Consider the following 12,954-nt stretch of genomic DNA (forward strand, 5'->3'; position numbering starts at 1 on the left):
CTCTAACTCACTTCATCGTTCGCGAAGTGAGTTTTCCTTAGCTCGTAAAATAGGTTTTAACCAGTAATTCAACACTGTTTTTTCGCCAGTCAATATATCAACGGCAACTTGCATCCCTGGAATAATACTCAACGCAGAGTTGTGCTGTTGGCTTTCGTCTAACTGAACATGGGCTCGATAATAAGCATTGCCGTCTTCGGTTTGTAAGGCATCGGCACTGACATAAGTCACTTTACCTTTCAGACCGCCATAAATAACAAAGTCATAGGCTGTGAATTTCACTGTGGCATCCAATCCCTTATGAACAAATGCAATGTCTTGAGGAGAGATTTTAGCTTCAACAATCAGCTCGCTGTTTGACGGAATAATCTCAATAATAGGCTCCCCCGGACGGACGACACCACCGATAGTCCGAACAAAGATCTCTTTTACCGTGCCATCAACAGGCGCTAAAATTTGCGTTCGTTTAAGTTGGTCGGCGATCGCCTGTTGGCTTTCATTCAATTGAGCTATTTTGCTGGCCACTTCGTTCAATTGGCCTTGTACCTTAGTACGAAAATCCAATGCTAAGCTTCTATGATCGGCTATCGACTCTGAGTAAGCGGCTATCTGTTTTTGAGCCGCCACTTTTGAGCTAGCAATATCACCTTTCAGCTTGACCACATCGCGATTCAGTTTTAGCAATTCAACTTCTGCAACCGCACCACTCGCCACCACGTCTTTCAGCATGTTGCGCTCACGAATCACAATCTCGAGGCTGCTTTCGAGAGTCTGAATATTATTGAGCGTATCGACACGTGCTTGGTCTTGTTGCTCAATACGGAGTGCCGCCTCTTCCAATTCCGATTTCAACTGCCCTAAACGCTCTCGGTAGTTAGCTTTCGCGTTCATTAAGGCGGGATGGCTTGATACATCGACAGCAATATCTTGTGGCACCAAGACCACTCGCTCATACCACTCTTTTGCATCATTATTTAAAACGACCGTCGACAGCTCGGCCTTTAATCTTAATTGCTGAGCAAGTAAGGTGTCAGCTTGCTGGGCTGACTCTAAAAAAGCCGCTTTAAAACGTGTCTCTTCTAGCTTAGCCAGAGGTTGCCCTTTCACGACAGGTTGACCTTGTTGCACTAATATTTCTTGGACCAGCCCGCCCTCTAGACTTTGAATCGTTTGTACCGAGAGACTCGGCACAACTTTTCCTTCACCGATCACGACTTCCTCTAATGTTGCCCACATAGCCCAACCGATGATAGACACAATCAATACCGCACTGAGCCAGATCAGCTTACGAGAACGAAAGGCCAAATGATTGTTGGTCCATTGAATATCATTACTCATGACGACCTCCCTTCACCACCGAAACCGTTTTGAAGCGACTGGTTCCTTTGGGCGCACTTTTCTTTTGTAGAGAGAGAATGTCTTTTGGCTCACCCTCAGCCACGATCTGACCTTTATCTAATACAACCACACGATCACACATCATCAAGAAGGAAGATTTGTGTGAGCTGATCAGCATCGAGGTTTCTCTTGGCATACTTTGCAACGCATTGAAGAACTGTATCTCAGCTTGATTATCTAGCGCGCTGGTAGGTTCATCCATGATCAGTAATTTTGGACAGCGATAAAGCGCCCTTGCGATAGCCACAGCTTGACGTTGGCCTCCTGAAAGCAATCTACCACCTTCACCGACTGGCGTTTCTAAGCCGTTACTTAAGCGCCCCATATAGCCATTCAAACCTGATTGTTGCAGCGCTTGTCTTAGCTTTTCTTCATCGACGTTAGTTGCACCCAAAGTGACGTTGTCGTAGATACTGCCAAAGATAAGATTGGTAGTTTGCCCAACCCACCCCATGCTGCTACGCAAAACACTAGTCGGCCATAATTGCCCGTCAATCTCTTGATAGAAAGCTTGTCCTGTTGTTGGTAAGTACTGACGAGCAACGATTGATAACAGCGTGGTTTTTCCTGCACCTGCCGCACCAACAAGGCCGACACGTTCGCCCGGTTTTATCTCAAAAGAGAGTTCTTTTAACACTGGGCTTTGTGTTTCTGGGTAGGTAAACGTAACTTCATCCAACCTAACCCCACCATCAAAGTCACCTTTATCGATCACTTGGTGTTTAGACTCTTCTTGAGGTAACTCCATGATTTGATTCAGGCCTTCGACGGCCGATCGTGTTTGTTGGAATCTCAGCATTAAAAGAGAAAGTTGGTTCACCGAACTTGCAGCGCGTCCACTCAACATCACCACAGCGATCAAGCCACCCATGCTCAATAGGCCTTCAGAGATCTGATAAACACCGAAGATGATCAGAGTGATGGTGACGATCTGCTGGCTCGACTGAATAGAGTGCGTCACGATATTGGAGTAATGACGAGATTGAGTTTGCCATTGAGATAATGATGAAATTGTCTGCTCCCAACGCTTTTGAGTAATACCTTCAGCGTTGTTTTGCTTAATATCCGGAAGGGTTGTTAAACAATCAAACAGCTGTGCTTGTCTTTGTGTTGATAAACGTGCGGTTTCATCGAATGTTTTTTCGACTTTACCTTTCATCGCTACGCTCAACACAATCAATACCAACATAATGGCGACAGGAATGAACATCATCGCGCCACCGAGCCAACCGATAAGAAACAGGAAGAGCAAAGTGAATGGCAGATCGATTAACGTGACCAAAGAGATGGAGGTGAAGAAATCTTTAACGCTATCAAAATCTTGAAGCTGTCTAGCAAATGCGCCTACCGATTGCGGTCGGTTTTCTAACTTCATACCAAGGACTTTAGAGAACAGTTGAGAAGACAACTTGTTATCAATATAGCGCCCAGCCATGTCAGTCACAGAGCTTCGCGAGCTTCTCAATATCCAATCAAAAATAACGACAATACCAACGCCTGCCGCCAGAACCCAAAGCGTGTTAAACGCTTGATTTGGCACTACGCGGTCGTATACATTCATGGTAAAAAGAGGCACGACTAGCGCGAGCAAGTTGATCAAGAATGAAGCGATAAACAGGTCTCGATACCAAGGTTTCACTTCTTTGACGACACGCCATAACCAACGGGTATTGGATTTGTTCTCACTGCGTTCATGAGATTGAACACGAGAATCATCAAGCGCTTGAGCACCCACTTGCCACACATACGATTCCACTCGAGCAACCAAGTCTTTTAAGAGGGTTTGTTGGCTGGAATTGGTTTCACAATCCAATACTTGAAAGTCGCCACCGGAGCCTTGAGTGACGACAACGGGACTCCCTGTCGCAGAATCAACAGCAACAACAGGGAACTGACATTGAGTCAGTAATTCTTTTTTAACGTGGTTCAGAGTTAATCCCGATTTCTCAATCGCTCTTGGGAAAAGGGATTCATTAAGCCTGCCTTCATCTAAAGGTAGGCCAGACACTATTTTAGAAGGGTGGCTGCGAACATTAAAATGCTCACATAGCCACTCAACACAACCTAGCCAGCTGTCTTTTTGTTCTACCAATCTAAACTTCCTTTTATAGACTGTACATCTAACTTACAGCGTTAAATTATTGTCTTCTATCATTTTTTGTAAGATTTGCGCTTCTAGTGCACTGCCACTATCGCCCTGATAAAGATCGTCGTAAGTCACATCGGCTAACAAAATATTTTGTTGAACATCTTCGTCGCCATTAGGTTTAATAGAGATGGTCACACCTTCACCAGACTCTTCTAAATCTAAATATTGTGTTGCTCCTAGCCCTGTATTAAGCCCTAGGCTTCCCAAAATACCCGATAGGTCAATTACATCCGTGTCTGGAGACGCATCAAAATCTTGAACCACATCGTAGCTTGGTGTCTCAGCGCTGCCCAAACCTGATGGTTCAAACACAAAATTATCTGAGCCTGTACCACCGATGAGTAAGTCGTTGTCGTCTGTTGCGGTAATGGTAGAGTCGCCGTCAGCAACAAATTCAACCGATACCGTTTGAGGCAACCCTACCGCTTGGTTGTTACCTATCTCAGCAGAAGGTTCAATGGTGAGTTCAAATGGGTCAATACCATCATAACCGCCCGTAATTGCTAAATTAGGTACATCTGCTAAATCCACCACATATTGACCATCAACCATAGAGCCATGAGAGAAGGTCAAACCTGCAGGGATATCATAAATTGTAATGAAGCCCACTTCTGAATCAGCAGGGTTTACAAGAGAAAGGTCTAAACCAAGAGGAATCGTGCCACTTGCTTCTGCCACGATCGAAGAGTATTCAACGCTCAATAACGGTGCATCAGGCTCTGGTGTGATAATAAGCGCCATGTCTTGCGAGCTCGGGTCACCCGTATCGACCACTAACTCTCCGAGTACGGTATTTTGATCAACCGTTCGGCCTGTAATCGTAATATCGAGATTACCAAACGCATCGCCCGCAAAGAATTCGAGTTCATCGACAGAGCTTGATTTTACGATGATCGTCGCCTGTATGATGCCACCAACACTGGTGAAAGAACTGGTTTCAGAGCCAATTCGAATTCGATCTAGCCCAACTAAACCTGATGGATCCGAAGTCGAATTCACCGTCACGGTAATTGATAAGAACTCATCACTATTAGTCTCAAAGCTATTCGCATCAAGCGGAATAACAATGCCTTCGTCTTCACTGCCCGTCAGTTGTTCAGGTAGGTCGAAGAACTCAACCTTGTCACCAATAGGGTTCACACCAACCGTGAATTCAGATTCGGTATAACGAATTTCTGTGGTACCGATTTCTTGAGTAATCGCCTCAAGAACAAGATTCATATCACCACTAAAGTCTCTTGGTGGCAGAATGACTAGATTAGCTAACTGACTTGGATCGAGCTGCCACTCGTAAGTAGGGCTTCTATTAAAGGTACCGCCATCGGCGCCGTTGTTTGGAACCAGTTCGTAGCTATCGCCCACTTTTATCGCAACAACCGCACCTTCAGGCACACCTTTCAATGCCAACGACATATTTTCAGAGCCATCTTGGTCAATCAGCTCCGCGCTGAGTGATGACAGTGAAATGTAGTTGTCTTCGTCGCCGATAACATCCTCCGTCACCAAGTTCGCCGCATCAGCAACAGGTTCAACGGTGACCGTCACTACAGTCGTTTTATCTTGCGTATCCGTTTCGGTTACGCAATCCACTTCATCGGTAATATTGGCGGTTACCGTTAAGGTGATTTCGCCGCTGTAATGTTCAGGTGGTGTCACCAGCACATCATTCAAGCGGCTAGGATCGGTTACCGTCCAAGTACCATTGCCGTTATCAACCAACAAGCCAGTATCGGCAGGACTCTCCGATAGCATGCCGCCATTTGATACCGTTACTGTCAGAGTGTTAACGGTTTCTTTACCGGTAGCGCTGTTACCTTCACCTGTAATTAACTGGCCATCTTCAACACTATCACCAAGAACGAGCTCAAGATTAAGATCCGTAGCAATATCTTCTTGGATTGTTGTCGAATCGGCTGCAACCGTAATGTCATCGACAACAGGTAGTACTTGAATACTAATGGTTTGAGCTGTCGAGACTGTTTCCCCATTACACGGTGAGGTTTCAATCGTCTCTATAGTGAAATCAATACACCCAGCGAAGTCTTCGTCCAATCCGGTTAACGTCAGTTTCGAGAGACCATCGGCAGTAATCGAGTAACCGATCACTTCGCCAGCCGCGTCATACTCTGCAATCACGCCATCACCTGAAATCTCGACGCCTTCAGGGAGAGAGTCGGCAGGAATATAGAAAGAGATCGTATTGTCTGGGTCACTGGCAACATCAGTGTTTAACAAACCAGTAAGATCAATATCTTCTCCTTCAGGTGTTTTAATTTCACCATCGGGTTGGATTGGACTTGGAGGTCCAACAGGGTCACAAGAACCGCCCCCGCCGTCATGACCTGTAATCTGAATTTGGAATGAGGTATCAATATATTTCGAATCTTCGCCATCAATAACACGAGCACGTACCACAATATCTAAAACAGGCGTATCGCTTGGGCTGGAGATCGTCATACCACTCAAGATTTCTTGCGCCAACTCTTGGATAGAGTCACTCGTAAGACCGTTCGCAGAGATAATCCAGTTTCCTGAAATATCTTGAGCGGCTCCGTTCGGGTGATCGATAATCAGTGAATACCCATCAGGCACATCGATCAAGATATAATCTAAGTACTCTGAGCCATCCATATCAGCGTCAACAAAAGTAACGGCATCCGACACGTTGACCGGAGAACCGTCATCACTGGTGTACAGCTGACCTGAACTTTCTAAACGTGTATCTGACTCGACCCTCGCATCAACGGTAACACTAATGGATCCCGAGATATCTTTTACATCAGTTGCGCCCGTTGGCGACGTATCTGTCACTTCATAGGTAATTGGGATTGAGAACGTACCGCTCAAATCTTCCGTAGCGGTTACTGACAACCTGCCGCTGCTTAAAAGCTCGGATAGTGTTGGCGTCGTAGAGTCTAATAAACTTTCTAAATCTAACCCTGAAGCTGGTACGGCAATAACACTGCCATCGAAATAAAGAGTCAGATCAGCAGGAAGGCTATCAATCACATACCCCGTTAAAGATTCACTTCCATCAACATCTTGATTCACAGATGGTTCAAGATTCAATCCAATTTGACTGTCTTCAATACCTTGAGTACTCACTGTTTGGCCATCTTCTTGATCGACAATCGGTGCTAATTCTACCTTCAACGTCATCGGGAATTCGCCCGAATCACCATCAGGCTCTGTTGAAATAGCAATAACAGTTAGCTCTAACTCGCCACTGAAATCAGTAACAGGCTTGAGGTATAGGTCATTCAGTTGAGCGTTAGAGACCTGAAATACAGGGCCTGTTACATCGTCAATGTAGGCGATGGTTAACGACACTGACTCACCCAACGAATCCACCAGCAAGGTGCCGTCAGGAATATTGGTCAAAAGTATATTGATCTCTTCTGAAACGTCGTTATCAGAGGTTTGGACTACAAAATCGAGACGGATTAAACCATCTTCACTGAGTACCGATTGATTACTGATGACTTTGGTATCGCTGTCATATTCCCAGTGTGCATTGCCGCCATCCACAACAATAGGCTCATCGACGACTCCCTTGAGGAAAACATTGATGGTTTTGGTATCGCTAAGCGCGGTCACGTTAATTGGATCTAATGAATCAACGGTCGATTCCTTCGCCACCGCCGTAACCTTAATAAACAGATCTTCGGTAAATGAACTGATGTCTTCTTTTGGTACTAAATAAGCGATATCGTTCTCAATCGCGCCAGCAGAAACGAGATAAGTATTAGGACCAATCAGTTCAAATAGTCCGCCTTGAATAGACCAACCGTCTTGCACTTCGATTTGATAGCTTAACGATTCAGAACCATCGGTATCAGTCAACGCACCATTGATTACGCTCTTTAGGAAGATGCTTTCATCTTCCAGACCTTTGTAATCTTTAACCGATAAAATGGGAGTATCCGCATCCGGTGAGATGTCAATGACTACGGTATTAACAATATCGGCCGTTTTATCATCGGGGTTAGAAAATGTATTTCCGGCTTCGGTTGCAATCGCAGTAATCTCAAACTCGAATCGACCCGCTAGGTTTTCATCGGCTCTGATTTCCATTTTGTCGATTTGGGTCTGGGTGTACTCTTTACCTTCTTTAACGGCGTTTCCGTTCAAGGTGATATTCAGCCCATCTGGAATCCCACTAATGGTATAAGACAGTTCTTCAGATGTATCTTGGTCAACCAACTGAGCGGTGATATCTAATTTAATTGGGTCCGCATCATCTTCTACGGATTGGTAGGTAAATACAGAATCTGACCAATCCGGGGCATCCGCTACGGGTAAAACAGAAACGGCAATGTCGGCCGTGAGCTCTTTTGGTAGCGTATCGGTACTAATGACCGCGTTGATCGCCAAAATAACCGTCGACGTGGTATTGGATTCATGCAGAGCTGGACGATAGGTCAACTGTCCATTCGGGCCAGTAAACTGGCTATCAATCGCGGCTAGCTGACTTCCAGACAAGGTGACTTTGTCATCTACAACTTGAAGCAATACGCCATCAAGGTACAAGCTACCACCATTCAACGATGCTTCGGAGAACTCGATAGCCGTAACGGTTTCACTTTGGTCGATATCTCCAGTTGAAACACTGACGACTATAATCGCATCGTTATCTTCTGTTGTTTCAGAATCTTCATAACGAATAAAGCCTTCGTTATCGTCTAACACAAGCTCAGCGTTACTGACGACTTCATCGCCATCGGCATCTCGCACCAAGTAATCAATGTCATCGACTATCTTAGGGTCGGCAGGGTTGGTCGTTACATTTGGGTTCGTCGTTAGCTGGTAGCTACCATCTGATGAAAGAGTAAACTGACCGTACACATTGCCACTATCAAAATCGTTGATTAGATCAATAGTTATTGGGGTATCAGCATCTACAAAGGTGTAGGTAGTACCGCGATAATCGAAACTAACAATGGTTGCGCCATCAGCACCGGCAAACTCTTCCGTTAAAAACTGTCCGCTAAGGTTATCGCCTTCCACCAACTCAATAGAACCGCTTCGCGCAGTTGGAACTGCATCAGTTACGTTTACAGAATAAATAGCGGGATCTGAGCTATCGCCGTCAGCATCTGTGACAACCAATTCAAAATTCACGGCAAGATTATTTTCACCGTCACCCGTGGCATGATCGAGCGATCCATAAAGGTTAAATTCAGTAGTGCCATCGTTGTTAAAGCGAATTCGGAAGATATCGTTACCCGATGAATCTTGCGCATAATACCAACCATCGGCATTCACTTCCTGTAAGGAAATCGCTAACCCGCCACTGGTGTAACCAAGTGAATCAAATGCATCAGTATTAATTGATACGGAAGCAATATCGTCTGAGCCTTGAATTATGGATATTGATGGACTCTGATCTTCAGTACCGGCTTGTTCGTTGTCACCAATGAGTCCATCTTCATCAACAGATATACTGCCTACAACTGAGAATGCAGGATTCTTACCATCGTATATTTTAATGTCGGATTCTTGCGTGTCTCTTGAGCCATCAGAATCGATCGTGACGATAGAAGCTGGAACTGTCAGTTCGGTATCTTTTAAACCTGAGCCGTGATCAATGGATTGATAGAGCTCAATAACGACATCAACGTTTGTAGAGCCATTGGCTTCAAGGCTGAAGTTATCTGGTAATTTGATTTTGAAAACAGCACCGCCGTTACCAAGAACAGCATCAAAAGTACCATTACCGTTATCACGCCAAGTCAGCGCTTCACCATTACTGGTTACCGCTATACCATCGCTGTCGAGAACAGCTTGACCCGTGGTCACATCCAAACCTAAGAAAACCAGAGGGTCATTGCCAGCAGTAACCGCCAAACTCACGTTAGCTGTAGAAGCTACTCCCGATAGGGTGCTATCCGCGACAGGTACTTCACTCAGTTCAACCGTTCCCGAACCAATCGTCGGCTCACCGCCGTCAGTCACTGATACATTCAAGATTAATTGAGTTTCATCGTTGTCATCATCTCTTGCAGTGACGACAAAAGGTAGTTCGTCTGTAATATTGTCTTGGTCAAGCCCTTTGAAGAGTTCAAAGGTGTAAGTGACATCAGTATCAGCCTCACCTAGCGGAGAGGTAAAGCTCAATGTGAACGCTTTATTTTCAGCGCTTTCAGAACCAACATAACCAATCAGTTCATTTCCGTCTGCAGAGACCACATAGATGATTTGCTCCCCCCCACTAAATAACTGCGGCTGATCTCCAACATCAAAAAATACAGACTCGATAAAGTCACTCCCGACGTTGAGATTGAAAGTGCCAGTATCAGAAACACTGCCACTAATAAGATCAGATTCGTCCACAGCAGCATTGGTAGTTGAAGTTAGTACCGGATCGACTCCATCTTGGATTATCCAATCGAATTGCCCTTGCTCTAAAGCAGTACCATCTAAATCTTCCCCATCAATAATAAGTGGTAAAGTAATAGAATCGTTGCTGATCAGGTGGTTTATAGGCTGCTCTAACACTAATGTCACATCTGCTAGAACATCAATCCCACTAGCAACTGCGCTCAACGTCAGCGTGAATATTATTTCACCATTTGCTTGCGCGGTAATCGTTTTACCATCATTCGCTAACGTGTAAGTGAGAGGAAACTCATCATCTCCAGTCATCAAACCCAAGGCGTCTAGCTGAACCAGAGTATTAGCATTAAATACAATCGAAGCGGGATCTGGATTATCTGAGCCAGCGGAAAGGGTAAACTGACCGGCGACAGTTTGAACTCCATCAGACACATCACCTTCAGAGCTTGTCGTTGTCCCATCAACAACTAACCCTGCGTCACCATCAAAAATATCGATGACCGCAGTACCGTTTCCGAAATCATTACTGCTGTCACCAGCAACATAGTTAAAAGTGATGTTTTGAGCTTCAGTGTGGTCTAAATTCCTGTTGGCAACAAACGTCCAGTGGCCATTTGCAAAGACAGTTAAAACACCTTCATCAAGAGTAAATGAAACCGGAGCACTGCCTGATATTGTTTGGGTCGCCCCATCAACTTCGACACTTTTTATGGTTAGCTGGGTATCAAGATCGATATCGTTATTAAGTACATTACCGGATACCACCTCACCTTCAATAACTTCATAAGATTCATCAAAAATGAGTGGGTCCGAATCTTTAATAACAATAGGTAGATGACCAATAACGAGCTCAGTCGTACCGTCCGCATCCGTTTGCAAACCTTCAATAACCAGAGCGGTCTGAATTGAGTCTAATCCTGCTTCTTGATCAATCGCCTTATAGAAATTTATATTTACGTTGCTGCCAGATATAGCAGCATCGAATACAATCTCGCCATCGCTTCGTGTTCCAACTAGGCTTTGTTTGTCAGCCGATACCGCGATGGTGATCGATAGACCTTGAGAGGTTAATGACTCAGCTAGACTTTGATCATCACTAAACGAGAAGTCTGCAAAATCGATGCGAATATCAGATGTTTGTGTTTCATCGCCAAAAATACCGATGACGTTTTCCGAAAACACCACAGACTCAGGAAGAATAATCGTCGGCATGTCATCGATGGCTTCGTTACCGACTGTATTGAAAACTTTTGCGTCAATCGTCCATTCCGCAGACGAATCTAGGACAAAAATATCAATATTCTCCACCAGCCAGTTACCCGCAGAATCAACAACGCCTTCAAAGACTAGGGTCTGAGTCCCATCACTTACTTCAATGTAAACTGGCAGCCCTTCGGCAACATTGGTTGTACCCTGCATGGTGGTAAGTTGGCCACTACGAAATGCCAAAATGCTAAAGCCATCTAACGTATCAATATCAATAACTGGCGAAACGGTATCAATAACAATTACCCCTGCACTATTGACTGCAGTCGCTGGGTTACCTGCGATATCAATAGTGTCAGCCTCGATGGTAATGCTGCCATCAGAAAAACTCGTTAAATCGACGTCTTCCACAGACCAAGCGCCATTCACAACCGTTGCTGTCAGCACGATAACGTTAGTGGTGCTGTCTGAAATTCTTATGTTGACCGTTTGGCCATCCTCAACATTTTGGACAGTACCGAAGAATTTGGCGGATTGAATTTCGAAGCTGTTGAGAACGCCATCCCCTCCGTCATCAACATTCGCTGTAATACTCGCCAACGTATCCTTAACAATGGTGTCAGCCGCTGTAGTAGGGTTTCCGGCAATATCGATGGTGCTTGCAACAACAGTGAGTTCACCTTCGGCGAAATTGGAGTAATCCTGATTTTCGAGCGTCCAACTATTCCCAGAAACTACCGTTGAATAGCATACTGACAGACCTTCACTGTCTGTAATCGTGATTGAGATAGTTTGACCATCTTCAACATTGGTTACTGTACCTACCAAGGCACCATTATCGACTTCAAACTGGTTATAAAACTCGTCACCAAAACCATCAAAATCGACATCGATTGTGGCTAGGGTGTCTTTGATTGTGGAATCTTTGGCTGTGATGCTATTGCCAAAATCATCAGCAATGATCGCATCGACTTGAAGATCGCCTTCCGCGAGCGAAGCAAGATCGACGCCGTTGACGACATAGGCTTCATCATTTGTGATTGCGGTAGTGGTGACTGTGTTGCCGTTAACATCGGTTATCGTCAGAACAACAGTGCGCCCATCTCGAACATCCACAGCCGTGCCCGTAATCGTGACACCTGGTACTTCGAACTGATTTTCGTACCCGTCACCGCCATCGAGTATATCAACCGTGAGCTCTGCGCTAGGTAGTAGCGCATCTAGGTTACCGTCGTTTGAGGTCGTGTCTTCTTCTCCATATTCTGTAGGACGAGTATCAAAGCCTGCTTTCGCGAGGGTTTCGTCTAATGTGGAGCGGACATAAGCAATGAAAGAGGCGCTTGCGCTGGGTTGATCATAGACAGAACTCTGCTGCTGAGGTGCGCTTTCGATGTTATTGACAAGCTGAGTCACCACCTCTTCTAGCTGCTGCTCAACAGCGGCTATTTGTATTGCTGTGAGGGGTTGAGCCTGCTCCAAACTTTGAGGATCAATGCTCACAACTTGCACACCTTCAACTTTAGGTTGTGATGCCGGTAATTGAAGCCAAGTGCCATCAGGGAAGACTTGCCACACCACGCCACCGACTTCGATATATAAAATAGGATCCATCCTAAACCTCTTCCTTACAAAAACGCTGTCCTGAGAACATTAATATATTCAATGTAAAGACAGGAGAATCAGCGAACTTTCCCTAGTTAATACTAGCAAAACAGTTTATTAACTGTTCATTAAGTAGCACTCATATGCCATAAAGTAAACCGTGAGCTTGTGACTTACATTCCGTTATATACAACATCACAGAATACATTTGATGAATTTACCATTATCTTGAAATTCAAGCGTTGTTTTAAAGGAAGTTAAAA

General features: G+C 44.9%; 3 protein-coding genes. All 3 read right to left on the minus strand.

What is annotated here, in order from left to right; all coding sequences use genetic code 11:
• Nucleotides 1-12: 12 nt before the first annotated feature.
• From OCT63_RS00190 to OCT63_RS00200, 3 genes are read right to left on the minus strand one after another with little or no spacing between them, the layout of a single operon-like run.
• Nucleotides 13-1,338, minus strand: coding sequence for an HlyD family type I secretion periplasmic adaptor subunit (locus tag OCT63_RS00190; protein ID WP_269982963.1), 1,326 nt, complete (start codon nucleotides 1,336-1,338; stop codon nucleotides 13-15).
• Nucleotides 1,331-3,490 carry a type I secretion system permease/ATPase gene (locus OCT63_RS00195; protein WP_269982964.1) on the minus strand — a complete coding sequence of 720 codons (2,160 nt, stop codon included), beginning with the start codon at nucleotides 3,488-3,490 and terminating at the stop codon, nucleotides 1,331-1,333. The genes OCT63_RS00190 and OCT63_RS00195 overlap by 8 nt, the downstream gene beginning before the upstream one ends.
• A gap of 33 nt (nucleotides 3,491-3,523) precedes the next feature.
• On the minus strand, nucleotides 3,524-12,700 hold the full coding sequence (locus OCT63_RS00200; RefSeq protein ID WP_269982965.1) for a T1SS-143 repeat domain-containing protein: 9,177 nt from the start codon (nucleotides 12,698-12,700) through the stop codon (nucleotides 3,524-3,526).
• Between the last annotated feature and the right edge of the window lie 254 nt (nucleotides 12,701-12,954).

It is taken from the genome of Vibrio sp. RW (genome assembly GCF_027587105.1).
Lineage (GTDB): Bacteria > Pseudomonadota > Gammaproteobacteria > Enterobacterales > Vibrionaceae > Vibrio > Vibrio toranzoniae.

Bases quoted from the DNA above. Each gene is read 5' to 3' on its own strand.
- OCT63_RS00190 (WP_269982963.1), bottom strand. From the start codon at position 1,338: ATGAGTAATGATATTCAATGGACCAACAATCATTTGGCCTTTCGTTCT.
- OCT63_RS00200 (WP_269982965.1), bottom strand. From the start codon at position 12,700: ATGGATCCTATTTTATATATCGAAGTCGGTGGCGTGGTGTGGCAAGTC.